Origin of the sequence: Celeribacter baekdonensis, assembly GCF_900102315.1 — a bacterium.
Taxonomy (GTDB): Bacteria; Pseudomonadota; Alphaproteobacteria; order Rhodobacterales; family Rhodobacteraceae; genus Celeribacter; species Celeribacter baekdonensis.
Genome location: NZ_FNBL01000003.1, coordinates 1 through 26,173 on the forward strand (window position 1 = coordinate 1; position 26,173 = coordinate 26,173).

The following is a 26,173-nucleotide window of genomic DNA, read 5'->3' on the forward strand; positions in this document are numbered from 1 at the left end:
CAAAACATAAACAGGCCGGACAGACGACGGTACTGACGAAAATAACCGCAGAAATTGCCAGAAAACGCTTGCAATGCGGGAGCCACCCACAGAGGTCATTTCAAACGCCTGTCCAGAGGCGATGAGGCAGCTCACGCCATTGGGTTGGGTCATCAAAAGCGTCCATGTGCCGGTCTCGGTGGAGGCAAAGAGTTCCACAACACCGTTGTTCGGTGCAAGGCCGATGGATTGGCGGCTTTCACCATATTGGGTGCCCAGCCGCTCAAGCACTTGATCGCGTTGACCGCAGGATTGTTGCGCGGTGGCCGGAGCGGGGAGGGTGAAACACCCAAACGCCCCGATCAAAGCGGCAAGAGAGAGCAGTTTCATCGTCTTATCCTTTTCTTACGTGGGGCGTCCTATGGTGATGATTGGACATCAAGAGAAAACCATGCGGAAATCCTGCCGCAAGAGCGTTGAAAATATGGTTAATACGCCGGGCTGAGAGGTGATGTATGGGGGGCTTGTCGGGTAAAGTTTCTGCACTGCGGAAATTTTGACCTTGCATAATGGTGCGCTTGTGTGGCCTCTTGCGCAACAATATTGCGGAGGAAAAGAATCAATGTCCCAAGTCACCAATCGCCCCTATCGGTCTGCTCTTTACATCCCTGGTTCGAAAGAACGGGCGCTGGAAAAGGCCAAAGGCCTGGCCTGTGACGCGATCTTGTTTGATCTAGAAGACGCCGTCGCCCCCGATGAAAAAGAAAACGCCCGTGCCTTGCTCAAAGCCACATTGGCGGCAGGCGGCTATGGCAACCGGGCGAAAATCGTTCGGGTCAACGGGTTTGACACCCAATGGGGCCGCGATGATGTGGCGGCTTTCGTTGGCATGGACATTGACGGCATTCTGTTGCCGAAAGTTGAAAGCGCGGCGATGGTCGAAGCTTTGGCGCAAGCGATCCCGGACGTACCGCTTTGGGCGATGATGGAAACGCCTTTGGGGATGCTCAACGCCGCAGAGATTGCCGCCCACCCGCGCATGGCCGGGTTTGTGATGGGCACCAATGATTTGGCGAAAGAATTGAACACCCGCTTTCGCGCCGATCGCCTGCCGATGATGGGCGGGCTGCATCTGTGCCTCATTGCGGCCAAGGCCTATGGGATTGTTGCGCTTGATGGCGTCTATAATGCGTTCAAGGACGAAGACGGCCTGAAATTTGAATGCGATCAGGGCCGCGACATGGGATTTGATGGCAAAACCTTGATCCATCCGGCGCAATTGGACGTGGCCAATGCCGCGTTTGCACCCTCGGAGGCGGAAATTGATTTGGCGAAACGCCAGATCGAAGCCTTTGAGGCCGCAGAGGCCGCGGGCGAAGGTGTTGCAGTTGTGGATGGTAAAATCGTGGAGAATCTCCATATCGTAACGGCACGGGCGACCCTCGCCAAAGCTGATGCGATCAAATCAATGGAGTGATCATGACCCTTCTCATTCTCGGGCTGCTGCTGTGGAGCGGTGCCCATCTTTTTAAACGCGTGGCACCCGATGCGCGCGCCAAACTCGGCGACAAGGGCAGGGGGGGCATCGCGATTGCGCTGTTTGCCGCGCTGATCCTGATGGTTCTGGGCTTTCGGAACTCTGAGACCGTCGATCTTTATGCGATGCCATCCTATCTGCGCCATGTAAACAACACGCTGATGATTGTTGCGGTGTTTTTGTTGGCGCTGGGCCATTCCAAAAGCCGTGTGCGTGCCAAAATGCGTCACCCGATGCTGACCTCCGTTGTGGTCTGGGGCGTGGCGCATCTTTTGGTCAATGCCGATGCGGCATCAATCGTGCTGTTTGGTGGCATGACCCTTTGGGCCTTGGCCGAGATGGCACTGATCAACCGCGCAGAGCCAAAGCCCGTCGCCTATGCGGGCGGGTCTCTGGCCGGTGACATTCGTTTGGTGATCATCAGCCTTGTGGTCTTTGCCGTGATCGCGGGCCTTCATATTGCGCTGGGCTATAACCCGTTTGTGGGGGGGATCGCATGAAAGCCTACCGCCTCCTGACCGAGGACGACACATCGGCCTTTTGTCACAAGGTGACAGAGGCATTGAACACAGGCTGGGCGCTCTACGGATCGCCCTGTTACGCCTATGACGAGAGCACCGGAAAAATGCGCTGTGCGCAGGCGGTGACGAAAGAGGCGGACGGGGACTATAGCCCGGACGTGAAACTGGGAGGACTTTAGGGTGAAAACCAATTCGGGACATTTTTTCGAGGATTATAAGATCGGGCAGGTGATCGAACATGCTGTACCGCGCACGATTTCGGGCGGTGAGCGGGCGATGTATCACGCGCTCTACCCGGCGCGTCATGCGCTTTATTCCTCGGATGAATTTGCGGAAAACTGCGGGTTGGACAAAAGCCCGCTGGATGATCTGATTGCCTTCCATGTGGTGTTTGGCAAATCCGTCCCGGATATTTCCCTGAATGCTGTCGCCAACCTTGGTTATGCCGAGGGGCGGTGGTTAAAGCCGGTCTATCCCGGTGACACGCTGCGCTCCGTATCTGAGGTGATCGGCCTCAAACAGAACTCCAACGGCACATCCGGCGTTGTCTATGTCCGCACCACCGGTCTCAATCAATTTGATGTGCCGGTGTTAGAATATGTGCGTTGGGTGATGGTGCGCAAACGCGATCTGGACGCGCCTGCGCCCGAAACCGTGATCCCGGAGTTGAAGGACGTTGTTGCGCCGGAGGATTTGAGTATCCCCGAGGGGCTTGATTTTCTGCGCTACAATTTCACGCTGGCGGGTGAGCAGCATCGCTTTGCCGATTATGAGATCGGCGAAAAGATTGATCACGTCGATGGCGTGACGATTGAAGAAGCCGAGCACATGTTGGCAACGCGCCTGTGGCAGAATACCGCCAAAGTGCATTTCGATGCGACCAATCGCGAGGATGGCAAACGCTTGATCTATGGCGGCCATGTGATTTCGATGGCGCGGGCCTTGTCGTTCAACGGGCTGGCCAATGCGCAGATGATCGTGGGTCTGAACGGCGGCGCTCACGCGAACCCTTGTTTCACCGGCGATACGGTGCGCGCCTATACCGAAGTGCTCGATAAGGCCGAAACCCCTGCGCCGGGCGTCGGTGCGTTGCGGTTACGCCTTGTGGCCTACAAACACGGCGCGCCGGAGTTTGCCTATAAGGACGCGGCGGGCAAATATCACCCGGATGTTTTGTTGGATCTGGATTATTGGGCGGTTGTGCCACAGTGATGAGGCTCAATCCTGGATTTGTGTCTTGATTTTGTGATCGCAAAAAGGGCCGCGCAGGGGATGTGCGGCCCTTTTTCTGTCCTCGGTGCTGTCGTGGCGTGGATTCGAGGAATGTTTATGTTGAGTAAAACCCTAAGAAAAATGATTTGCCCTCGTTTGTGATCACAGCATAAAATTAGTGATCACAAATGCAAAAATCTAAGGGTGAAATGACAAAATTTAGGCGATGTTAGCGCACTCAACTGATGACTTCGGTCCAGAAAGGTATAATACCAAAGCCAACCTATAACTGCACCCATCGTGAAAGGACGTCACCATGGCTGATGTGAACCGCGGCAATCGCCCGCTGTCCCCCTTCATGTTCGTCAAATATTATCGGCTTCAAATGACCGCGTTTTCCTCGGTCATGGTTCGGATCACAGGCAATGCGCTGATCGCGGCGTCTTTCCTGTGCGTCTGGTGGCTACTCGCCGCCGCAACTGGCCCTGAGTATTTCGAATTCGTCGATTGGCTGATCCGCTCTTGGGTCGGTGACATCGTGATGTTCCTGTCCGTTTGGGCGCTTTGGTATCACCTCGGTGGTGGCATCCGGCACCTGATCTGGGATGCGGGCTATTGCCTTGATGTCGACGTGTCCGAAAAAATGGGATGGGCCATGATCATCGGCGCGACCATCCTGACCGTTCTCACCGCTTTTGTGGTCTAAGGAGGCACCCATGTCATTTCTCACAGATCGCAAACTCGCAGTTGGCCTTGGCGCCGCAAAACACGGCGCAGATCACCACTGGTTCATGATCACCTCTTCGATCGGCCTGTTGATCCTGATCCCGCTGTTCATTTTCACCTTTGGCTGCGCGCTGGGTGGCACCTATGAAGAGGTGCTGGCCTATTACAGCCGCCCATTCCCCTCCATCGTGGCAGGGCTGACCATCATCGTGTCGATGCTACACATGATGCGCGGCTGGCAAATGATGGTCGAGGATTACACCTCCGGATTTTTCCGCAAGTTCCTCGTGATCGGGATGAACTTCTTCTGCTACGCCTTGATCGCAGCAGGCCTGTTCTCCCTCGTGAAACTCGCGCTGTAAGGAAGACCGATATGACCGCTGCATATGAATATGAAACCCACGACTATGACGTCGTTGTCGTTGGTGCGGGGGGCTCTGGCCTGCGCGCCACATTGGGCATGGCCGAACAAGGTCTGCGCACCGCCTGTGTGACCAAAGTGTTCCCGACCCGCTCCCACACGGTTGCGGCACAGGGCGGCATCGCCGCGTCCCTGTCCAACATGGGCCCGGACAACTGGCAATGGCACATGTACGACACCGTCAAAGGCTCTGACTGGTTGGGCGACACGGATGCGATGGAATACCTCGCTCGCGAAGCCCCCAAAGCGGTTTATGAGCTTGAACATTATGGCGTGCCGTTTTCGCGTACCGAAGAGGGCAAGATTTACCAACGCCCCTTCGGCGGTCACACCACCGAATTCGGCGAAGGCCCGCCCGTGCAGCGCACCTGCGCGGCGGCTGACCGCACCGGTCACGCGATCCTGCACACGCTTTACGGCCAGTCTCTGAAAGAGAAAGCCGAGTTTTACGTCGAATATTTCGCCATCGACCTGATCATGTCCGAAGACGGCCAATGTCAGGGTGTGCTGTGCTGGAAACTCGACGACGGCACCTTCCACGTCTTCAACGCCAAGATGGTGGTTCTGGCGACCGGCGGCTATGGCCGTGCGTTCTTTTCCGCCACCTCCGCACACACCTGTACCGGTGACGGCGGCGGTATGGTGGCGCGGGCGGGTCTGGCGCTTCAGGATATGGAATTCGTTCAGTTCCACCCGACCGGCATCTACGGTTCCGGCTGTTTGATCACCGAAGGCGCGCGCGGCGAGGGGGGGTATCTGACCAACTCCGAAGGCGAACGCTTTATGGAACGTTATGCGCCGACCTACAAAGACCTCGCGCCGCGTGACTATGTGTCCCGCTCCATGACCATGGAAATTCGCGAAGGCCGCGGTGTGGGCGAGCATAAAGACCACATCTTCCTCAACCTCAGCCACCTTCCGCCGGAAGCTTTGGCCGAACGTCTGCCGGGCATTTCCGAATCCGCGAAAATTTTCGCCGGTGTGGATGTGACCAAAGAACCGATCCCGGTTTTGCCGACGGTGCACTACAACATGGGCGGTATCCCCACCAACTATCACGGTGAGGTTCTCAACCCGACCAAAGACGATCCGACCGCGATCGTTCCGGGCCTGATGGCCGTGGGTGAGGCGGGCTGTGCCTCTGTGCATGGGGCGAACCGTCTTGGCTCCAACTCGCTCATCGACCTCGTGGTCTTTGGCCGTGCCGCCGCCATCCGCGCTGGCGGGATCGTTGATCCGAAAACGCCGAACCCGGAGCTGAACCAGGCCTCCATCGACAAGGCCTTTGCCCGCTTTGACGGTCTGCGTCACGCCAATGGCGCTGTCGCAACTGCCGAGCTGCGCCTTGAGATGCAGCGCACGATGCAATCTGACGCCGCCGTGTTCCGCACCGACAAAACCCTCAAAGAGGGCGTCGAGAAGATGACCGAAGTTGCCGCCAAAATGGATGATCTGAAAGTCACGGATCGCTCCTTGGTGTGGAACTCCGATCTAATGGAAACGCTGGAACTGGCCAACCTGATGCCCAACGCTTTGGCGACCATTCACGGCGCTGAGGCCCGCAAAGAATCCCGTGGTGCGCATGCCCACGAAGATTACCCGCAGCGGGATGATAAGAACTGGCGGATCCACACGATCAGCCGGGTCGAAGGCAACAAGGTTGATCTGAGCTACCGTCCGATCATCGAGACGCCTTTGACCACTGAGGCCGAAGGCGGCATCAGCCTTGCAAAAATCGCGCCCAAAGCGCGGACGTTCTAAGGGGATCAGAAATGGTACAGTTTAACCTGCCGAAGAACTCCAAAATCGTCACGGGCAAGACCTGGCCGAAGCCCGAGGGCGCGACCAATGTCCGCAAGTTTCAGATCTATCGCTGGAACCCTGATGATGAGAAAAACCCAAGCGTTGACACCTATTTCCTCGATATGGATCGGTGTGGCCCGATGGTTTTGGACGCGCTCATCAAGATCAAGAATGAGATCGACCCAACCCTGACCTTCCGCCGCTCTTGCCGTGAAGGGATTTGTGGCTCCTGTGCGATGAACATCGACGGGATCAACACGCTGGCCTGTATCTACGGTCTGGACGAGATCAAGGGCGATGTCCGCATCTTCCCATTGCCGCATATGTCGGTGGTCAAAGACCTCATCCCCGATCTGACCCATTTCTACGCGCAACACGCGTCGATCATGCCCTGGCTTGAGACCAAGACCAATCGCCCGGCGAAAGAATGGCGTCAGTCGATTGAAGACCGTAAGAAACTCGATGGCTTGTATGAATGCGTGATGTGTGCGTCTTGTTCCACATCCTGCCCGTCTTACTGGTGGAATGGCGACAAATACCTCGGCCCAGCCGCTTTGCTTCATGCCTACCGCTGGATCATCGACTCGCGCGATGAGGCGACGGGGGAACGTCTGGACGAATTGGAAGATCCGTTCAAACTCTACCGCTGCCACACCATCATGAACTGTGCCAAGACCTGTCCGAAAGGTCTGAACCCGGCCAAAGCCATTGCGCATATCAAAAAGCTGATGTTGGAGCGCGCGCACTAAACGCGTGTATCAGAGACGAAATATGGCGCGCTCATCAAGTGCGGCACTACAGTCTACAAAGGGCGCATCTTAGGATGCGCCTTTTTCGTTGAGGCGGGGAGAGCGCCTTTTGGGCCGAGACAGGTTGCCAATGTCAGCAAAACTTGCGATGGGCAATGTCACAGATGTATCAATGAGGTGGTGAGATGAGTGCCAGCCCCCCAGACCTGACCTTGTTGCCTGCAACGTCCGTGCCGGCAGAGGACACGACCGCGCCACTCCGGTTTTCTTTTGTCAGCCTTGTCACAAACCCAGAGCAATATACTGCGATGGTGAAAAGTTTTATCGCCAAAGGGTTTACCACCGACATTTGCGAATATCTTTATGGCGATAACAGGGGCGGGAACGCGTTTGACGGGTTTTCTGGGCTCAACCGACTGATCCGCGCGGCGCGCGGCACATATGTCATTTGCCTCCATCAAGATGTTGTGGCCAGTGATGATGGTATCGACGTTCTGGAAGAGCGCCTTGCCGATTTGCATCGCTGTGATCCCAACTGGGGCGTTGCTGCGAATGCCGGGCGGGTTGGCAAGCAGTACCATCTTCGGATCAGTGATAAACACGGGATGCAACGCAAGCGCGGTGATTTGCCATCACAGGTCGATGTTGTGGACGAGAATTTCTTTATTCTGCGACGTGATCGCCTTGTCTTTCTGTCCTATGATCTCAAAGGGTTTCACCTGTACGGCCTCGATATTGTACTCAAGGCGCAGGCCCTTGGTCTGACAGCTTATGCCATTGACTTCCTCGTGACTCATATGGGGGCTGCGACCGTGGATGAACGCTATTTGGCCTGTCAGGATCAATTCGAAGCCAAGATGGAAAAACTGATGCCCAACCGTGTTGTCCAAACGCTGGCGGAGCCGATCGAGCTGCGTGGCCATCGGTATCGGTTCTTCTATCGGTCATTGCGCCGCTATTTGCGCAGACAGAAAATACTTCGGCGGGCCGAGCGTCAAAAACGCTAAAGCGCTTCAGTCCCATACGCGTCTCGCCCAAACCTGTGTGTCAGGTTTTCTTCGAACCGCTCTTTAGATGTCGCTACTTTGCCTGGTAAGGTGGCGACAGGACCATCATCATGCTTCTCCTCGCCCCCATTCTCATCATTGGTCTCTATGTCGCCATGTACATCCTGCGCACGGAGAAAACGGGGGCGTGCAAATGGCGTCAGGTGAGCAAGGGGGCGGAGGGTGTGGATTGGGCCTGTCCGGTCTGTGGCGCCACGGCACAGACGGCTTCGGGGGAGCCAAAGCACTGTGGCGGACGGATGCCGAAGCTCTGATCTTGTCACCGGATTATGGTTTACACACCGTTGAACTTTCTGCATTGCAGCGACCGCATGGCGAGTATGCGTGTTTTAGGGGCTGTATTGCGCCGCAGCGCGGCATATTTCAAAGTTAAGGGAGGGCGAACCGGCATTTCTATGCACGGACCCTTATTGGAGTGACGACTATGACCTTGCACGATGTTGCACTGACCGCAAAAGACACTGCAGACTCGGCGATGAAAGTCACGGAGTGGCTTGAATATTACGCCCCGGCCACACCGGCTGCGCAATCGAGCGAACAAATCGTTCCAAGCAAACTTGCCGTTTTGGATCAGATGTACGCCTATTACTGCGCGGATTGATGTCTGCCCTCACGGAATTCAAAAAGCCCCGCAGAGGATGCGGGGCTTTTTCATGTCTGGCGTGGTGGAAAGGCTTAGCAATAGCGCTCGACACCAACCATTTGCGCGTCTGAGTAGCGATCCCCATGGGCCCAGCCCACGGGCAGAACCTCTTCGATGTCCCAAAGATCGTCCTCGGAGAGAGAAATCGACGTGGCATCAACCCATTCGGCCAAATGCGCCGCCGTGCGTGTGCCGGGAATGGGCATCATGTGATCGCCCTGATGCAGCACCCACGCCAGTGCCAAGGCCGATGTGGTCACGCCTTTCTTGGCGGCATGGGCACGGAAAGCACGGACATGATCCATATTGGCGGACCAATTTGGCTCCATAAAGCGCGGGTTCACTTTGCGGAAATCATGAGATTCAAAATTGGGTGGATCAAGATCGACATCACCCAATACCCCACGCCCCAAGGGAGAGAAGGGGATGAAGGCGATGCCCAAGTCTTCACAGGTCTGGATGACGCCCAATTCCGGCTGACGCGACCAAAGCGAATATTCGTTTTGCACCGCCCGGAGCGGCACCACCCGATGCGCGCGCTGGATGGTTGACGGCGCGACCTCGGAGAGGCCCCAGGCGTCGATCAACCCCTCTTCGATCAACCGCCCCATGGTTTCGGCCACCTCTTCGACAGGGCGTTCCTGTTCGCGGCGGTGAATGTAATAAAGTTCAACCTTGTCGCGGTTCAGTTTCTCAAGCGAACTTTCAAGTTCGGCACGGATGTAATCCGCCTCATTGGAAAAGCCGCGCGGCGGTCCGGGCACGATACCCACCTTGGTGGCCAGCGTCACTTTCGCTTGGGTTTCTTTCAAATACCGTCCGACGATGCGCTCAGAGCGCCCCATACCATAGATATTGGCGGTGTCCCAAAAGTCGATGCCCGCGGCCTCGACCGTGGCCAATGTTTCAAGGCTGGTGTCATCATCGGCGGGGCCAAAAAAGCCCGCAAAGCTCATGCAACCAAATCCGATGGCGCTGACCATTGGACCGTCTGTTCCCAGTTGGCGTTTGGGCATGGACATGAAAGGCCCTCCTTATCGTCTGATTTTATGGGAAAGGGCCACCCGTCTGGGCAGCCCTTGGATAGTTAGGTTGCAGGTGCAGAAAAACAAGCCGCAGAGCGCGATATTTTAGGCAAAAGCCGCCTCAAGCGCGATTTCGACCATGTCGCCAAAGCTGCGTTCGCGATCCGTCGAGGGCAGGGCCTCATGGGTCAGCAAATGATCCGAGACGGTCATGATGCCAAGCGCGCGCACGCCATGACGGGCGGCGAGATTATAAAGTTCAGCGGCTTCCATTTCGACGCCCAAGATGCCGTGACGCACCATGATCTCGGTCAGGTCGGGCCGTTCGTCATAAAACACATCAGAGGAATAAATCCCGCCGACATGCACGCCAGTGTCTTTGGTCCGCGCGGCCGCGACGGCGGCCTCAAGCAGGCCATAATCGGCACAAGGCGCAAAGTTCAGCTCTTTGAAAATGCCGCGCGAGGGGGTCGAGAGCGTGGTGGCGGTCATTGCGATCACCACGTCACGCACCTTGATGTGATGCTGCATCGCGCCACAAGACCCGATGCGGATCAGGGTTTTGGCACCATACTCGGTGATCAATTCATTGGCGTAGATCGACAGGGAGGGCATCCCCATGCCGGAGCCGTGAATGGTGACGCGATTGCCTTTGTAAGTGCCGGTAAAGCCCAACATGCCGCGCACTTCGTTGACCAAAACGGCGTCATCAAGAAAATTCTCAGCCGCCCATTTGGCGCGATAGGGATCGCCCGGCATCAAAACGGTTTCGGCAATCTCTCCGGCTTTAGCGGCAATATGGGGGGTCGGCATCAGGGCACCTCTTGGTTTGAGTTGCCCCGACTATAGCTTTGATTTTCGCGGGGACCAGCCTTACTCCGCAGCCTCTGACGCGGGATCGACCAAACCGACGATGTCAAACATGATGCGGTTGAGTTCGAAATCTTTCGGCGTGTAGACGCGGGCCACACCCATCGCCAAAAGCGCCTTTTCATCCGCTTCGGGAATGATGCCACCCACGACCACCGGGATATGGCCCAACCCGGCCTCTTTCATCCGCTCCATCAAGTCCGCCATGAGCGGCATATGCGACCCCGACAGGATCGACAGGCCCACCACATGGGCCGCGTCGCGCCCTGCGGCTTCGACAATCTCAGAGGGGGTCAGGCGGATGCCCTCATAGGTGATGTCCATCCCTGCGTCGCGGGCGCGGGCGGCGATTTGTTCGGCACCGTTCGAGTGGCCATCAAGGCCGGGTTTGCCGACGAGGAATTTGAGTTTACGGCCCAGCGAGGTCGAGACACGCGCCACCTCGTCACGGATTTCGTCCAAGCCTTCGGTGCGGTTCGACGGGTTCACGGACACCCCGGTCGGGCCACGGTACTGACCAAAGGCTGCGCGGACCATGTCGCCCCATTCGCCCGTCGTCGCCCCGGCTTTGGCGGCCTCAATCGAGGCGGGCATGATGTTGGTGCCGGATTTCGCCGCCTCGCGCAATTTGGTCAGCGCGGCTTGCACGGCGACCTCGTTGCGTGACTGCCGCCACTCTTGCAAACGCCCGATTTGATCGGCTTCGGCCTCTGGGTCGGATTTCATGATCGCGCCATCCCCGGTGGTCAGCGGCGACGGTTCGCCCACGGTCCAGCGGTTCACCCCGACGACAACGGTCTCGCCGCCTTCGATCTTGGAAATGCGCTCGGCGTTGCTTTCGACCAGCCGCGACTTCATATATTCAATCGCCTCAATCGCGCCGCCCATGCCGTCAAGCGTGTCAAGTTCGGCGCGCGCACCCGCTTTCAACTCGCTCACCTTGCGGTCCACGGCGGGGTTGTTGTCGAACAGGTCGTCATATTCCAACAGGTCGGTTTCATAGGCGAGGATTTGCTGCATCCGCAGCGACCATTGTTGATCAAACGGACGCGGCAGGCCGAGCGCCTCGTTCCATGCGGGCAATTGCACGGCGCGGGCGCGGGCGGTTTTGGACAGGGTGACGGCAAGCATTTCGATCAGGATGCGGTAGACGTTGTTTTCCGGCTGCTGCTCGGTGAGGCCCAGCGAGTTGACTTGGACACCGTAGCGGAAGCGGCGGAATTTCGGGTCCTCGACGCCGTATCGATCACGGGTGATTTCGTCCCACAGCTCGACAAAGGCGCGCATTTTGCACAGCTCGGTGACGAACCGGATGCCCGCGTTGACGAAAAACGAAATCCGCCCGACCATTTCCGGGAAGGCCTCGGCGGGCACTTTTTCTTTCAGGTCATCCAGCACGGCAATCGCGGTGGCCAAAGCAAAAGCCAGTTCTTGCTCTGGCGTCGCCCCGGCCTCTTGCAGGTGATAGGAACAGATGTTCATCGGATTCCATTTGGGCAGATGCTCACGCGTATAGGCGGCGACATCGGTGATCATTCGCAGCGACGGACGCGGCGGGCACACATATGTCCCGCGCGACAGGTATTCTTTGATGATGTCGTTTTGCACCGTGCCCTGAAGTTTCGACACATCTGCGCCTTGCTCTTCGGCGGCGGCGATATAAAGCGCCAACAACCACGGGGCGGTGGCGTTGATTGTCATCGACGTGTTCATTTGTTCGAGCGGAATGTCTTTGAACAACATCCGCATATCGCCCAAATGCGCCACCGGCACGCCGACTTTGCCGACCTCGCCTTTGGCCAGTTCATGATCGCTGTCATAGCCGGTCTGAGTGGGCAGATCGAAGGCCACGGACAGGCCGGTCTGACCCTTGGACAGGTTGGTGCGATAGAGCGCGTTGGAGGCTTTCGCTGTCGAATGGCCCGCATAGGTACGGAAGAGCCAGGGTTTATCCTTTTTCGTATCAGTCATGGCGGGCCTCGTTCGCTGTATCATCTTTCGATGGGCAATAATATTTCTCAGAAGCGTTTATGCGTGGAATAATGTGCCAATGTCAATTCGCCGCGATGCGGCAGGGCGCGAAAAGAGGCGATTTTCCAAGTGACGTAAGGATATTGTCTCGCCCTTTGGTCGTAGGCGGCCTTGTTTTTGCGGGGTTTTTGCGGGGATTTTCTCAAAATGCTGCGATTGCTCGGTTATAAAATTTCAAAAATTGCTGCATCAGCATTGCATAATTACTTTTCAAATCGTATCTAGAGGGCAGAGAGCCCGCGATTCTGCATCGCGGCGCAGGGCGGGGCCCTTTTGATGAAGCACAGTTGGTTGCGTCAAAAGGGTCCCAAACAAAACAGATAAAAGATGAGCCTTTGGGGCGACCCGGCCCCGAAGTTATGGAGGACTGAAGATGGCGCTTGATACGAAGCTGACGACCTACACAGCCGAAGAAAAAGATCTCTATGAGGTCGGTGAAATGCCGCCCATGGGCTATGTTCCAGCCAAAATGTACGCTTGGGCGATCCGCCGCGAACGTCACGGCGAACCTGAAACCTCCTTTAAACAAGAAGTCGTTGAAACGCCGACGCTTGAGCCGCATGAGGTGCTTGTGCTCGTGATGGCGGCTGGCGTGAACTACAATGGCGTTTGGGCCGGTCTCGGCGTGCCAATCTCGCCGTTCGACGGTCACGGCGCAGAATATCATATCGCGGGCTCCGACGCCTCCGGCATCGTTTGGGCGGTTGGCTCGGCGGTGAAAAATTGGAAAGTCGGCGACGAGGTTGTGATCCATTGCAACCAGGACGACGGCGATGACGAAGAGTGCAACGGCGGCGACCCGATGTATTCCCCGTCACAGCGGATTTGGGGCTATGAAACCCCGGATGGGTCTTTCGCGCAATTCACCCGCGTTCAAGCACAACAGCTTTTGCCGCGTCCGACCCACCTGACGTGGGAAGAGAGCGCCTGCTACACGCTGACGTTGGCCACCGCGTACCGGATGCTCTTTGGCCACCCGCCGCATGAGTTGAAACCGGGCATGAACGTTTTGGTCTGGGGCGCGTCTGGCGGTCTGGGCACCTATGCGATTCAGTTGATCAATGCCGCAGGCGCGAATGCGATTGGCGTGATCTCGGACGAAAGCAAACGTGATTTCGTCATGGGGCTGGGCGCAAAAGGCGTGATCAACCGCAAAGATTTCACCTGCTGGGGCCAACTCCCGACCGTGAACACGCCGGAATATACCGCGTGGTTCAATGAGGCGCGTAAATTCGGCAAAGCGATCTGGGACATCACCGGCAAAGGCAAGAACGTCGATATCGTGTTTGAACACCCCGGCGAGAGCACCTTTCCGGTCTCCAGCTTCGTCTGTAAAAAAGGTGGGATGGTTGTGATCTGTGCCGGGACCACCGGCTACAACCTGACCTTTGACGTGCGCTATATCTGGATGCATCAAAAGCGTTTGCAGGGCTCGCATTTCGCCCATCTCAAACAGGCGGCTGCCGCCAACCTGATGATGATCGAAAAGCGCATTCATCCGTTCCTGTCGGAAACCTTCACGTGGGATGAAATTCCCGCAGCCCACACGAAAATGCTGCGCAACGAGCATAAGCCGGGCAACATGTCCGTGCTGGTACAAGCGCCGACAACCGGGCTGCACACGCTGCAAGACGTAATCGACGCGGGCAAATAAGCCCTCTGCGCCAAGCCGAAATGGTTCAATGTCCCGCCCTTCCTCAGAGGGGCGGGATTTTTTTTGCCCGTGGGTTTTCTTCTGAAATGGAGATCAACTCAAGGTTGATAAATTCGGTTGCGCTGGCGAATCTCAGGTGAGTCGGTTTTGACCGGGAAATTTCATTGCGCAACTCTCAGAAAATAAACGAATTATTATAATTCATAGGGTTAGTGAAATTAGGCTCGCTATTTATGGGGAGGCCATATCCGCGAATTTCAAAATGCAAAAGCACCGTCTAGGGTTGTACGTGCAACCACTTTGATAACCGAAAGAGGGTTTACATGCGCAACGATTGGATACTTGATGTACTCACAGACCTGCGGACGTTTGCAGAGCAGAATGGCCTGACAGCGAGTGCTGAGCAGTTGGGCGATGTCTGCCTTGTCGTCGCGGCGGAGCTTTCTAACACGGGCCCGGAGTCGGAACAGGTGGGGGTGCATGACGGCGGATTTGCAAGACTTTCTGGAGGATATCCAGCGAGTTGAAACGTTCGAAGGCTTTCAAAGCGCAACGGAGGATTTGCGTGACCTCTTAGCGATTTCTCATGTGGTCTATCATTGGGTCAATAGCGTGGGGGAAAGGTTCGGCGCAGGCACATATTCCTCCGAATGGGTCGACCGCTACCTTGAAAAAGACTACCTACGCATGGACCCGGTGATTTTTGGATGTTTCCAACGCTTCACACCCGTCAACTGGAAGCAACTGGACTGGTCCTCTAAGGCCGCAAAAACATTCTTTCGCGATGCGTTGGATTATGGGGTTGGGAACCAAGGCTACACCATCCCCATCCGGGGACCAAACGGTCAGTTCGCCCTGTTTACGTTGAACCATACGGCTACGGATGAGGAATGGGATCGCCTGATTTCCCGCATCCAAAGAGATCTCGTCGTTGTTGCTCATGAGTTTAACAAAAAGGCTTTGGCTTTTGAGGCCGTCGACGAAAACCAAACGACTCCGACGCTTTCCCCCCGTGAATTGTCCGCGATCACCCATATTGCCAAAGGGTTGAGCCGGGCACAGGCGGCGGCAGAGCTTGGGATTTCCGAGCATACGCTGCGGGTCTATATCGAATCGGCACGCCACAAACTTGGGGCGTTGAACACGACTCACGCCGTTGCGCGGGCCCTGTCGATGGGGGTGATCATCGTTTAAGAGGCTCTATCAAGGGTGGTTTGTCCCGTGTTGCGCTTAAATAGTAAGCATAGAACGCAAGGTGAACATATGTCACCCCCTCGCGTACGCTTTGGATAGGTTATGGTTAACACTTGGATCGTAGCGTCCTCTCCAGTTGATGGAGACAGGAGCACTCACCCCATGCTGCGCTATATTTACGGCGATGACCTTTACCATTTTCCGCGTCTGCGCGATACCATGTTTCGTGACCGCGCCGATCAGTTCAAAAATCGTCTTGGATGGGACGTGCAGGTGAACGAGGCTGGTGAAGAACGCGACGAATATGATGACATCAATCCGCTCTATGTGATTTGGCAAAAAACCGACGGCACCCATGGCGGGTCGATGCGGTTTTTGCCGACAACTGGCGACACGATGGTCAATGACCATTTTTCCCATCTCACGGACGGCGTGCGCATTGAAAGCCCGTTCATTTGGGAATGCACCCGGTTTTGCCTTGCCCCCGGTGCGGATCGTCGGGTGACCGCCGCACTGACCTTGGCGGCAGGTGAGATCATGGAAGAATTCCAGCTCAAACATTTCGTTGGTGTTTTTGATCCGCGCATGGAGCGGATTTATTCCCTCATGGGCCTCGTCCCGGATGTGTTGGGCCGTGTCGGCGAAGGGCGCGACGTCATTGGCATTGGCCTATGGGAAATGCGCGAAGAGATTTTTACCCCCACATTGGCGCGTGCAGGGATTGATCGGGCGACCTCAAAACGCTGGTTCCGTGCCGCTTTTGATCATCCGCAATGGGATGATATGCGCGCGATTGCCTAAATCTTTCCCTCTGGTGTCCCTGACGGCGGGTCTTTAAAGCGTAACTCCTTAAGCCTGACATAAGGGAAGGGGACGCGCCCAGGATCATTTTGGTCTTTTGGGCGTTTCGACCAAAATCTCTGATACAGGTTTGCTTCGAAACGCTTTAGGGTCGCCGCCATGACTGGAACCGCGCTTACATTCTCTGACGATCAGGCCGACGCCTATGACGCCATCAGCGCCGTGCTGAAACAGGTGGGGGTTGATCTTGAGGATGGGCTGATTTTGCCCATGGCGTCAACGGACACGCAAATTCGCGCGGTGATCGGCAAGGCGGGATCGGGCAAAACCCTTTTGTTGGCAGAGCTGTACAAGGCTCTGGATGAGGCGGGCGTCGATATCGTTTCCGGCGATTGGGAAGGCCGCAAGAAAAAGGAACGCCGCACCTTGGCGATTCTTGCGCCAACCAACAAAGCCGCCTCGGTCTTGCGCACCCGCGGCGTGCCCGCAACCACCATCCATCGCATTCTCTACACCCCGGTCTATGACCCGGAATATGAAAAAATCGCCGAATGGCTGGCGGGCAATGGCGAGCGCCCGGATGTCGAAGCCCTTTCGGTTGAGGGTCTGACAGATGAGGCCTTGGATCGGGCCTATGCCTTTTATCAAACCCATAAATCCATCCCCGGCGCTTTGGCGGCGGCTGGCCTGCGTGGCTCTGATTTCATCACCGGGTGGAAGCGCCGCGAAGACCCGCTCGATATCGGATTCGTCGATGAAAGCTCAATGTTGGACAAACGCCAACTCGATGATCTCAAAGAGATTTTCCCGACGCTTGTGCTGTTCGGTGACCCGGCGCAATTGGCCCCGGTCAACCAAGCCGGCGAGATGGTGTTTGAAACTTTGGGCGCGGAAAACACCTATGTGCTGCACCGTATTCACCGCCAAACCCAAGACAACCCGATCCTCGATCTGGCCCATGCTCTGGCCGATCCGCAGTTGGGGTTTGATCAGTTTGACCGCATGATCCAAGAGGCCGCCGCGCGCGACGAGCGGGTGGTCTATGCCAGCCGGGTCGAAAGCGATTTGATGGCGCGCTCGCCGGTTTTGGTCTGGCGCAATGCGACCCGCATCCGGCTGATCCAAGCGTTTCGCAATGTCCACGGCGCGCCCGTGGATGCGCTGTTGCCCGGCGAACCTTTGATCTGTGATGGCATCGAATTGCCCGCGAAACACCGCAAGAAACGGTTGGACCTTGAGGCGCGGGGCTTGATCAAAGGCGCGCAGGTCGTCTACCTCGGCCCAGGGCGCAAACCCGGCTTTTCGCGGCTACATGTGATCGGCGCGGAGGACCCGAATATCTCGGCGGCCTCCATTGTTAAAATCGAAATTCCCGATGAAGAAGAACCGTTTATCCCCTATGCCGCGCGCATGGGGGCGGCATTTTTGCATGGAGCGGCGGTGACGATTCACAAGGCGCAAGGCTCGCAATGGGACAGTGTTCAGGTCTTTGCCCCCGACATTATGGCCGCCGCGCGCGCCGGTCGGATGGAGGCGGGCATTCCGCTTTGGAAACGGCTGACCTATGTCGCCATCACCCGCGCCGAAACGCGGCTGTTGTGGGTGACGCAGGCGCGGTTGGCCAAACCGACCGCACCGCTGTCTGTTGCGGATTTGACCGCCAAAGAGGCGGCACCTTTGACACTTGAGGCACAGGTCGACGCGCTGCTGTGATCAACGCCGAAGAATGCGAAACGCCTCTGAGGCCCCCCACCCAAACAGCCCGGCAATCGCCAGCGCCATCACGCCGTAGATCAACGCCTGTTGATAGGCCAAATTATAAAGCCAACGCTCAATGCCAACTTTTTGCACGTTGATCGTGGTGCCGTAACTGTCGATCACAGCGCCGTTTCGCAGTAAAAAAATCCGCGTGGTGTAGCCACCTTCGACGATATTGGAGGGCAGGGTGATCGAGGTTTGAAACAGCGTGTCCTCGCTCAGCGTGACGACCCCTTCGCGGGTGCGGTACAGATCATCCGCCTTGCGCAGCCGGATCAAAGCCTCGCGCGCAGGCAGCCCGCGCATCCCTGGCAAAATGCGTTTGTCGGGGGTGATTTTCCAAAGACTGTCGGTCAAGGGCGGCAGTATATCGGCCAATTCCCGCGTCGAGGTGACCGTGTAAAAGGTGGGCGTGTGGCCAATCACCTGTGCCTCGACGTTGATCCAAATGCCAAAACGGCGATCTTTACGGCGGATGGTTTCGACCTTTTCAGGCCCCGCGACGGTGATGATGACATCGAGCGGCTCTCCCTCCGGCGTCGGTTGGTCGCGCTTCACTGCCCCAAAAATCAAAATTTCAGAGCCGTCAAAATTGGCCGTAATGGAAATCCGGCTTTGGCTCAGCGCGGCGACGACTTCTTCGGCACGGCCCGCACCGGGCAGCATCAACAAAGCGAACAGCAGGGCAAAAACGCGTGTCATCATGCCCCCAGTGAGTAGAGTTCTTTGGGCGGCAACAACAGATCGAAGCCCAGTTTGAGACAGACGGCCAGCACCAAAACCGCAAGCCAAATCCGCAATTGCTCGGCCTTCATTTTTAGCCCGATTTGGGTGCCGATTTGCGCACCAATGACGCCGCCGATCAGCAACAGAAACGCCAAAAACACATCTACCGTATGGTTGGTATAGGCGTGCAGCAAGGTGGTGAACCCGGCGGTGAAAATGATCTGAAACAGCGAGGTGCCGATCACAACTTTGGTTGGCATTCCAAGCAGATAGATCATCGCAGGCACCATGATGAATCCACCCCCCACGCCCATAACGGCGCCCAACATGCCCACCATAACACCCACCGCAATCGGCGGAATGGCGGAGATATAGAGCCCCGAGGCGCGGAATTTCATTTTCAGCGGCAGGTTGTGAACCCAAAGGTGTTTTTTGCGCTCCGGGCGACCACCCGGGCGGCCTTTGGCCCGTTTGATGGCACGGATGGATTCGATCAGCATCAAAAACCCGATGATGCCCAAAAACACCACATAACAGAGGGTCACAAGCAAATCGACCTGACCCATGGCTTTGAGCATGTTGAAGATCTGAATGCCGATGGCAGAGCCGACAAGCCCGCCCCCCAACAGCACAAACCCCATCTTTAAATCCACCGTCTTGCGTTTGAAATGGGCAAGCACACCGGAGACCGACGAGGCGACAATTTGGTTGGCAGAGGTGGCCACCGCCACAGCGGGCGGGATGCCGACAAAGAACAAGAGCGGCGTGATCAAAAATCCGCCGCCGACGCCAAACATGCCCGATAATACGCCCACAATCCCGCCAAGTCCGAGCAGGGTGAAGGCATTCACCGAAACTTCTGCGATTGGGAGAAATATTTGCATAGGGGACTTTCGCGACGTCTTTCTTCAGCAATGCAGTGATTTGGCGCGCGCGTCAAATGATCCGCGGCGTTTGAGACACAAAAGCGGACCCGAAGGCCCGCTCTGTGTCATTTTACGGAGGTTTATCGTTCTTTCACATAGGGCGTGCCGCCCGCGCGCGGTGGGATGGCCTTGCCGACAAAGCCCGCCAAAATGATCACGGTCAGGATGTAGGGCAGGGCCTGCATGAACTGCACGGGGATGGTGAAATCGCCCATGGTGATGGATTGGTAACGGTTGCCAATGGCCTCCAAAAGCCCGAACAACATCGTGGCGGAGAGCGCATACCAAGGCCGCCATTTGGCGAAAATCAACGCTGCCAAGGCGATGTAACCGCGCCCTGCCGACATGTCTTTGACGAAACCCGCCGCGAGAGAGGCAAGGTAAGTGCCGGCCATGCCGCACAACACGCCAGCGATGACCAGCGCGGCGAACCGCAGTCTCACCACCGACACGCCCGCCGTATCGACCGCTGAGGGGTTTTCCCCCACAGCGCGCAGGCGCAGACCAAAGCGGGTGCGATACAGCACCCACCACGACAGTGGCACGGCAAGCAGTGCCATATAGGTCAGCGCGGTGTGACCAGAAATCAATTCATGGTAGAGCGGTCCGATAAAGGGCACATCGGCCAATGCATCAGAAAACGGCAGGTTCCATTCGCCAAACCGTGCTTCCGTTGGGAGCGAGGGCGTGCGCCCGCCGAGCTTAAACCAACTTTGGCCAACAACAACGGTCAGTCCGGCGGCGAGAAAGTTCAGAGCCACGCCTGAAATAAGCTGATCGCCTTTGAAGGTGATCGAGGCCAGCCCGTGGATCATGGAAAACGCCAAAGATCCGGCCACGCCCGCCAAAAGCCCGATCCAAATCGACCCGGTGACAGAGGCCGCAGCCCCGGCCAAGAACGCCGCCGCTAACAATTTGCCCTCAAGTCCGATGTCAACGACGCCTGCGCGTTCGGAAAACAGCCCGGCAAGACAGGTCAAAAGCAAAGGCGTGGCAAGGCGCACCGTGCTGTCGAGGATTTGGATGATCGTGAGATAGTCCATGCTCACGCCTCCTTTTTCTTGTTGAGGGCGATGAACAGTTTTTCAAGCGGCGCGCGCACCATATTATCGAGCGCGCCGGTGAACATGATCACAAGGGCCTGAATGACCACGACCAATTCGCGCGGGATCGATTCCCAGAATGATAATTCGCCGCCGCCTTGGTACAAAAAGCCAAAAAGAAGCGCGGCCAAGACGATCCCGATCGGGTGATTGCGGCCCATCAAAGCCACTGCGATGCCGATAAAGCCCGCGCCCTCGACGGCATTGTCGATCAACCGTTCGGCCTCGCCCATCACGTTGTTGATCGCCATCAGGCCGGACAAGGCGCCGGAGATCAGCATGGCGATCACGACGATGCGCACCGGGTTGATGCCGGCGTATTTCGCCGCCGTTTCCGATTGGCCATAGGCGCGGATTTCATAGCCAAGCCGGGTGCGCCAGATCAGGAAATAGAACCCAACAGCCGCCAAAAGCGCGATCAGGAAGGACACGTTGACGGGGGCGTTTTTGTTGAACTCAATGCCCAAGGGCGCCAACATTTCATGGAAAGTCGGCAGGTGTGCCCCGGCGCCAAACCGCGTGCTTTCAGTTGACATAGACCCCGGAACTTTGAGGTAATTCAACAGGATGTAGCCAATCAGCGCAGAGCCGATAAAGTTGAACATGATGGTGGTGATGACGATATGGCTGCCGCGTTTGGCCTGAAGATAGGCGGGGATAAACGCCCAGGCCGCCCCAAAAAGCGCACCGCCGATCATCGCCGCAGGCAGGGCAATGGCCCAATGCGGCCAAGGCACATAAAGGCACACAAGCGCCACCCCCAAACCGCCCAACGCCGCCTGACCTTCAGAGCCGATGTTGAACAATCGGGCGTGATAGGCGACAGCGACCGAAAGGCCGGTGAAGATGAAATTGGTGGTGTAATAGAGCGTGTAACCAATGCCGTTTGAACTGCCAAACGCGCCTTGCACCATGGTTTTGATCGCCACCACCGGGTCTTTGCCGATGGCCATGATCACGAGGCCCGACAGCAAAAAGGCCAAGAAGATCGAGATCAACGGAATGAGGACGGCATCCGCCCATTTTGGCATTTTTGTCATTGACCAGCCTCCCTCGATTTTTCTTCGGCAATCCCAGCCATCATCAGGCCAAGCTCGCCTTCATTGGTCTCAGAGGGCAGGCGTTCGCCCATGATTTTACCGTCAAACATCACCGCAATCCGGTCACTCAGCGACAGGATTTCATCAAGTTCCACCGACACCAATAGGATGGCTTTGCCCGCATCGCGCAGATGTACGATCTGTTGGTGAATGAACTCGATGGCACCAATATCGACGCCGCGCGTCGGCTGACCGATCAACAGCAGGTCGGGGTTGCGCTCGATCTCGCGCGCCAACACGATTTTTTGCTGGTTGCCGCCGGAAAAACTTTTGGCCTCCAGCTTGGGGTTTGGCGGGCGCACGTCGAATTTGGTCATGCTTTCTTGGGTCATTGCCTTGATCGCGGCGTTGTCCATCAAAAAGCGGTTTTTTTGATATTCAGGTGCGTGGTGATAACCAAACACCATGTTTTCCCAGGCTTGGAAATTCAGGATCAGACCCTCATCATGCCGGTCCTCCGGCACATGCGAAATCCCGCGGGCGCGGCGCGATTGGCCGTCGGAGTTCTTGCCTGTCAGGTCGATCTCTTGGCCATTCAGGCGGATCGTGCCCGTGCCGGTTTGATAGCCGCCCAAAACCTCTAAAAGTTCGGTTTGACCATTGCCCGCCACGCCACAAATCCCAAGAATTTCACCGGCGCGCACATGCAAATCAATGCCTTTGACCCGTTCCACACCCTGCTCATCCACGACGCGCAGGTTTTCAATTTCCAAAATCTGCGCTCCCGGTGTGGCGGGCTTTTTCTCAACATGAAGCAAGACTTTGCGCCCGACCATCAGTTCGGCCAGATCTTCGGGGGTGGTGTCGGCGGTCTGCACTGTCGCGGTCATCTCGCCGCGGCGCATCACGGACACCGTGTCGGTGATCTCCATGATTTCGCGCAGCTTATGGGTGATGAGAATGATGGTTTTGCCCTGTTCTTTGAGCCCTTCGAGAATGCGAAACAAATGGTCCGCCTCGGCCGGGGTCAAAACCCCCGTGGGTTCGTCCAAAATCAGGATGTCGGCCTGACGATAGAGCGCTTTGAGGATCTCAACCCGTTGCTGGTGGCCGACGGAGAGATCTTCGATCAAAGCATCTGGATCGACAGAAAGTTGATATTCATCAGAGAGTTGCTTTAAAAGCGTGCGGGCTTTCGCCAGCGAGGGTTTGAGCAATCCGCCATCTTCTGCGCCTAAAATGACATTTTCGAGCACGGTGAAGTTTTCGACCAGTTTAAAGTGCTGGAACACCATGCCGATGCCGGCGGAAATCGCGGCTTGGCTGTCGGCAATCTGGACCTCTTGGCCCTTGATGTGGATCGTCCCCGCATCGGCTTTGTAAAAGCCATAGAGGATCGACATCAGCGTGGATTTCCCCGCGCCGTTTTCGCCGATGATGCCGTGGACCGTGCCTTTTTTGACCGTGATCGAGATGTCCTTATTGGCCTGAACCGGGCCAAAGGCTTTGGAAATCCCGCGCAGTTCAATCGCTGGCGCGTCAATGGGGGCGGAGGAAGCGGTGGGGGCGGCAGTTGCCTGCCGCCCCGCTTCAGACTGGACGCTCATGCGACAGCTGCCCTTAAAACGCCGGGCAGGATTCGTCGGACATGTAGTCGTGCACTACAATTTCGCCGGCGATGATTTTTGCGGTGGCGTCGTCGATGGCCGCTTTCATCTCAGGTGTGATCAGGGCGGCGTTATATTCATCCATCGCAACGCCAACACCGTCGTTGGACAGGCCCATCACATTGATGCCGGTCTCAAGGGTCTCACCTTGGGTGAAGGCATCATACACAGCATTGTCGACGCGTTTGACCATGGAGGTCAGAACCGAGCCGGGCTGGAGGTAGTTTTGGTTGCTATCGACGCCGATGGACAACATGCCCTCATCGGCTGCAGTTTGCAGAACACCAAGACCGGTGCCGCCCGCCGCCGCAAACACAACTTCAGAACCCGCAGATTTTTGCGCGCGGGTCAATTCGCCGCCCTTCACCGGATCGTTCCATGCCGCAGGTGTGGTGCCGGTCATGTTGACGATGACCTTGCCTTCGGGTTTCACGGATTTGAAGCCTTCGGCATAGCCACAGGCGAATTTGGAGATCAGCGGGATGTCCATGCCGCCCACAAAGGACACGGTGTCGCCTTTGGCGGCATAAGCTGCGGCGATCCCGGCCAGGTAGGAGCCCTCTTGTTCGTTGAACACCACGGAGCGCACGTTCGGCGCGTCCACGACCATGTCGATGATGGCGAATTTGGTGTCCGGGAAATCGGCGGCAACGGTTTCAAGCGCGGTGGCGAAGGAGAAGCCTGCCATCACGATCGGGTTAAAGCCCTTTTCAGCGAAGTTGCGCAGATATTGTTCGCGCTGCGCGTCCGATTGCAGCTCGACATCGCGGTAGGTCCCGCCCGTTTCCTTGGCCCAACGCTCGGCACCATTAAACGCAGCTTCGTTGAAGGATTTGTCAAATTTGCCGCCAAGATCAAAAATGATCGCCGGATCGGCCAAAGCTGCGCCAGAGGTCAGGGCCAGAGCAGCAACTGCGCCGAGGAGTGTTTTGGTCAGGGTCATGGGTATCTCCCGTTGGGTATTTAAACTATTGGGGCAGTCCCTTGTCTGAAAACAAGTCACATGCCCATGGAGCGAGCAAATCGTCTCGCAGTATAGCGAGATTAGGGCGCGTCACAGAGGGAGGGTCAATACACATTTTACCATTTTTGACCGTTTGGTCGCGCAATGGAGGGAGATTGGGCATTCCGGTGCACTGTGACGCAAGGTCACGTATGTTTTAATGGCTTGGAAAGGACCAAAGCGTCGATTTTCGTATTCTCAGGCGTTGTGTAGTAGCGCGGACGCCGACCAGATTCGCTGTAGCCTTCGGAAAGATAGAGCGAAATGGCGACGCTGTTATTCTCGGCCACTTCCAAAATGGACATCAACGCGAGGCGCGATTCCGCCTCTTTCTCATAGGCGCGCAGCATCACCCGGCCCAAGCCCAGACCGCGCGCTTCGGGATGGACGGCGAGGGTCAAAACTTCGGCTTCATTGGCGGCATACCGGCCCATGATGAAGGACGGCCCATCGCCCGTGATGATAAAATTCTCGCGCATAGACAAAAGCCCCGCGAAGTCTTTGACAGACCATGGGCGGGGCGTTTGGAAACTTACAGCATGGAGCGTGGCAAGCTCCTCAGGCGACATCTTGGACTCTTAAGCCGCGACGGGGCGCACTTCGAGCACCTCGGGGATGTAATGGCGCAACAGGTTTTCGATGCCCATTTTCAACGTCAGAGTCGAGGAGGGACACCCGGCGCAAGCGCCCTGCATATGCAGGTAAACGATGCCGCGATCAAAGCCATGGAACGTGATGTCGCCGCCGTCCTGGGCCACGGCGGGGCGCACACGGGTGTCGAGCAATTCTTTGATCTGTTTGACGATTTCGCCGTCAGGTCCGTCATGGTCGGCGTGGCCGCCTGCGGCGCTGGCATGTGTGTCCATGACCTGTGCGCCGGATTGGAAATGTTCCATGATCGCGCCAAGGATGGCGGGTTTGATATGGTCCCAATCGGTGGCGTCCTCTTTGGTCACGGTGACGAAATCGGAGCCCAAAAACACGCCGGTGACATTGCCGACCGCAAACACACGCTGCGCCAATGGCGATGCAGCGGCAGAGTCTGCTGTGGGAAAGTCTGCAGTTCCGGCCTCAAGCACGGTCTGACCGGGCAAGAATTTCAAGGTTGCGGGGTTTGGTGTGGATTCGGTCTGAATGAACATTTCGGATATTCCTTAGGATCATAGTCGGATATGCGCGTTCGGACCGCAAAAGTCAAGTTTTAGAATGATTCTAACAATGCACTTGGTCAGCACGCCTAAATGATCTGTTGCTGCAACTCGTTCTCCGCAACCCCCGGCACATGCCAAAACGCCACAGCCTCGGGACCGATCTGGGCCAAAACCCGCGCCAAATCGCGGTGGTCTACATGTCGCCATAGGGCGTACCCCGTGGCTTCGATCACATTAAGCGGCATGATATTGAGCGGCATGATATTGCGGGTCTGGCGCAACTCCTGCGCCTCGCGGATCATCTCTGAACGAGAGCCAAAGGGCAAAGGCACTGCGTCGACATTCCAGCCACGGACCAACATCGCGCGCAAGCTGGAGGGCAAAACATCGCCAAAGGCAATCACCTGCGGCGGGGTCAGGCGGCGGCGAAACACATGCAGCACGCCGTCGACCACCGTATAGGCCATCTTGTCACTCTCAAGAACCGATCCCATGCGGTCCTTTGCATCCTTGAGAAAGGATTTAAACTCTTTTTCGGAATGTCGGTACGTCCATGGCATCGACAT

At 56.7% G+C, this 26,173-nt stretch carries 28 protein-coding genes; 15 read left to right on the forward strand and 13 right to left on the reverse strand.

What is annotated here, in order from left to right:
* On the reverse strand, positions 1 to 369 hold a 369-nt coding region (locus BLT54_RS06500), incomplete at its 3' end, for a hypothetical protein (protein WP_342707844.1).
* 232 nt (positions 370 to 601) lie between these two features.
* Here BLT54_RS06500 and BLT54_RS06505 point away from each other — a divergent pair.
* The 11 genes from BLT54_RS06505 (at position 602) to BLT54_RS22500 (ending at position 8,616) form a co-directional block, all read left to right on the forward strand.
* Positions 602 to 1,456 carry an HpcH/HpaI aldolase/citrate lyase family protein gene (locus BLT54_RS06505; protein ID WP_074642560.1) on the forward strand — a complete coding sequence of 285 codons (855 nt, stop codon included), beginning with the start codon at positions 602 to 604 and terminating at the stop codon, positions 1,454 to 1,456.
* 2 nt (positions 1,457 to 1,458) lie between these two features.
* Entirely contained in the window at positions 1,459 to 2,016 is a 558-nt protein-coding gene (locus BLT54_RS06510) for an NnrU family protein (RefSeq protein WP_074642563.1), read from the forward strand.
* On the forward strand, positions 2,013 to 2,216 hold the full coding sequence (locus BLT54_RS06515) for a DUF1737 domain-containing protein (RefSeq protein ID WP_074642566.1): 204 nt from the start codon (positions 2,013 to 2,015) through the stop codon (positions 2,214 to 2,216). Before BLT54_RS06510 ends, BLT54_RS06515 begins: the two co-directional genes overlap by 4 nt.
* Position 2,217: 1 nt before the next feature.
* Entirely contained in the window at positions 2,218 to 3,249 is a 1,032-nt protein-coding gene (locus BLT54_RS06520) for a MaoC family dehydratase (RefSeq protein WP_074642569.1), read from the forward strand.
* A gap of 316 nt (positions 3,250 to 3,565) precedes the next feature.
* Positions 3,566 to 3,955, forward strand: coding sequence for a succinate dehydrogenase, cytochrome b556 subunit (gene sdhC / locus BLT54_RS06525; RefSeq protein WP_074642573.1), 390 nt, complete (start codon positions 3,566 to 3,568; stop codon positions 3,953 to 3,955).
* Between the two features lie 10 nt (positions 3,956 to 3,965).
* Entirely contained in the window at positions 3,966 to 4,337 is a 372-nt protein-coding gene (locus BLT54_RS06530) for a succinate dehydrogenase, hydrophobic membrane anchor protein (RefSeq protein WP_074642575.1), read from the forward strand.
* Positions 4,338 to 4,348: 11 nt separating this feature from the next.
* Entirely contained in the window at positions 4,349 to 6,157 is a 1,809-nt protein-coding gene (gene sdhA, locus BLT54_RS06535) for a succinate dehydrogenase flavoprotein subunit (RefSeq protein ID WP_074642578.1), read from the forward strand.
* Positions 6,158 to 6,168: 11 nt separating this feature from the next.
* Positions 6,169 to 6,948: a succinate dehydrogenase iron-sulfur subunit gene (locus tag BLT54_RS06540; RefSeq protein WP_009573375.1), complete on the forward strand. Its 780-nt coding sequence runs from the start codon at positions 6,169 to 6,171 to the stop codon at positions 6,946 to 6,948.
* Positions 6,949 to 7,133: 185 nt separating this feature from the next.
* Complete coding sequence (locus BLT54_RS06545; RefSeq protein WP_074642581.1) at positions 7,134 to 7,955, forward strand: hypothetical protein; 822 nt, start codon at positions 7,134 to 7,136, stop codon at positions 7,953 to 7,955.
* Positions 7,956 to 8,065: 110 nt separating this feature from the next.
* Positions 8,066 to 8,269, forward strand: coding sequence for a hypothetical protein (locus BLT54_RS06550; protein WP_074642585.1), 204 nt, complete (start codon positions 8,066 to 8,068; stop codon positions 8,267 to 8,269).
* Between the two features lie 170 nt (positions 8,270 to 8,439).
* On the forward strand, positions 8,440 to 8,616 hold the full coding sequence (locus BLT54_RS22500) for a hypothetical protein (protein ID WP_157789832.1): 177 nt from the start codon (positions 8,440 to 8,442) through the stop codon (positions 8,614 to 8,616).
* A 74-nt stretch (positions 8,617 to 8,690) separates the two neighbouring features.
* Here BLT54_RS22500 and BLT54_RS06555 read toward each other — a convergent pair whose 3' ends face one another.
* From BLT54_RS06555 to BLT54_RS06565, 3 genes are all read right to left on the reverse strand, one after another.
* Entirely contained in the window at positions 8,691 to 9,680 is a 990-nt protein-coding gene (locus BLT54_RS06555; RefSeq protein ID WP_245707965.1) for an aldo/keto reductase, read from the reverse strand.
* A gap of 108 nt (positions 9,681 to 9,788) precedes the next feature.
* Positions 9,789 to 10,496, reverse strand: coding sequence for a purine-nucleoside phosphorylase (deoD, locus tag BLT54_RS06560; RefSeq protein ID WP_009573371.1), 708 nt, complete (start codon positions 10,494 to 10,496; stop codon positions 9,789 to 9,791).
* A gap of 60 nt (positions 10,497 to 10,556) precedes the next feature.
* Positions 10,557 to 12,524: a methylmalonyl-CoA mutase family protein gene (locus BLT54_RS06565; protein ID WP_074642588.1), complete on the reverse strand. Its 1,968-nt coding sequence runs from the start codon at positions 12,522 to 12,524 to the stop codon at positions 10,557 to 10,559.
* Between the two features lie 433 nt (positions 12,525 to 12,957).
* Between BLT54_RS06565 and ccrA the strand changes: the two genes are divergently transcribed.
* The 4 genes from ccrA to BLT54_RS06585 all read left to right on the forward strand — a co-directional run bounded on the left by ccrA (position 12,958) and on the right by BLT54_RS06585 (position 17,946).
* Positions 12,958 to 14,238: a crotonyl-CoA carboxylase/reductase gene (gene ccrA, locus BLT54_RS06570; protein ID WP_074642590.1), complete on the forward strand. Its 1,281-nt coding sequence runs from the start codon at positions 12,958 to 12,960 to the stop codon at positions 14,236 to 14,238.
* Positions 14,239 to 14,718: 480 nt separating this feature from the next.
* Positions 14,719 to 15,432: a helix-turn-helix transcriptional regulator gene (locus BLT54_RS06575; protein ID WP_074642593.1), complete on the forward strand. Its 714-nt coding sequence runs from the start codon at positions 14,719 to 14,721 to the stop codon at positions 15,430 to 15,432.
* Positions 15,433 to 15,594: 162 nt separating this feature from the next.
* Entirely contained in the window at positions 15,595 to 16,233 is a 639-nt protein-coding gene (locus BLT54_RS06580) for an acyl-homoserine-lactone synthase (protein ID WP_074642596.1), read from the forward strand.
* A gap of 159 nt (positions 16,234 to 16,392) precedes the next feature.
* Positions 16,393 to 17,946 carry an ATP-dependent DNA helicase gene (locus BLT54_RS06585; RefSeq protein ID WP_074642598.1) on the forward strand — a complete coding sequence of 518 codons (1,554 nt, stop codon included), beginning with the start codon at positions 16,393 to 16,395 and terminating at the stop codon, positions 17,944 to 17,946.
* Here the strand turns inward: BLT54_RS06585 and BLT54_RS06590 are convergent, their stop codons facing one another.
* From BLT54_RS06590 to BLT54_RS06630, 9 genes are all read right to left on the reverse strand, one after another.
* Complete coding sequence (locus BLT54_RS06590) at positions 17,947 to 18,693, reverse strand: TIGR02186 family protein (protein ID WP_074643479.1); 747 nt, start codon at positions 18,691 to 18,693, stop codon at positions 17,947 to 17,949.
* The gene (locus BLT54_RS06595; RefSeq protein WP_074642601.1) at positions 18,693 to 19,601 is read right to left on the reverse strand and encodes a sulfite exporter TauE/SafE family protein; all 909 of its coding nucleotides are present in this window, start codon (positions 19,599 to 19,601) and stop codon (positions 18,693 to 18,695) included. Before BLT54_RS06595 ends, BLT54_RS06590 begins: the two co-directional genes overlap by 1 nt.
* Before the next feature lie 122 nt (positions 19,602 to 19,723).
* Positions 19,724 to 20,686: an ABC transporter permease gene (locus BLT54_RS06600; RefSeq protein ID WP_074642605.1), complete on the reverse strand. Its 963-nt coding sequence runs from the start codon at positions 20,684 to 20,686 to the stop codon at positions 19,724 to 19,726.
* A 2-nt stretch (positions 20,687 to 20,688) separates the two neighbouring features.
* Entirely contained in the window at positions 20,689 to 21,786 is a 1,098-nt protein-coding gene (locus BLT54_RS06605; RefSeq protein WP_074642608.1) for an ABC transporter permease, read from the reverse strand.
* Entirely contained in the window at positions 21,783 to 23,393 is a 1,611-nt protein-coding gene (locus tag BLT54_RS06610; protein ID WP_176832835.1) for an ABC transporter ATP-binding protein, read from the reverse strand. The genes BLT54_RS06605 and BLT54_RS06610 overlap by 4 nt, the downstream gene beginning before the upstream one ends.
* A 13-nt stretch (positions 23,394 to 23,406) precedes the next feature.
* Complete coding sequence (locus BLT54_RS06615) at positions 23,407 to 24,396, reverse strand: BMP family lipoprotein (protein ID WP_074642612.1); 990 nt, start codon at positions 24,394 to 24,396, stop codon at positions 23,407 to 23,409.
* 206 nt (positions 24,397 to 24,602) lie between these two features.
* Entirely contained in the window at positions 24,603 to 25,025 is a 423-nt protein-coding gene (locus tag BLT54_RS06620) for a GNAT family N-acetyltransferase (RefSeq protein ID WP_074642615.1), read from the reverse strand.
* 9 nt (positions 25,026 to 25,034) lie between these two features.
* Positions 25,035 to 25,598, reverse strand: a complete 564-nt coding sequence (locus BLT54_RS06625; RefSeq protein ID WP_074642619.1) for a NifU family protein — start codon at positions 25,596 to 25,598, stop codon at positions 25,035 to 25,037.
* 95 nt (positions 25,599 to 25,693) lie between these two features.
* The gene (locus BLT54_RS06630; RefSeq protein WP_074642621.1) at positions 25,694 to 26,173 is read right to left on the reverse strand and encodes a DUF2267 domain-containing protein; all 480 of its coding nucleotides are present in this window, start codon (positions 26,171 to 26,173) and stop codon (positions 25,694 to 25,696) included.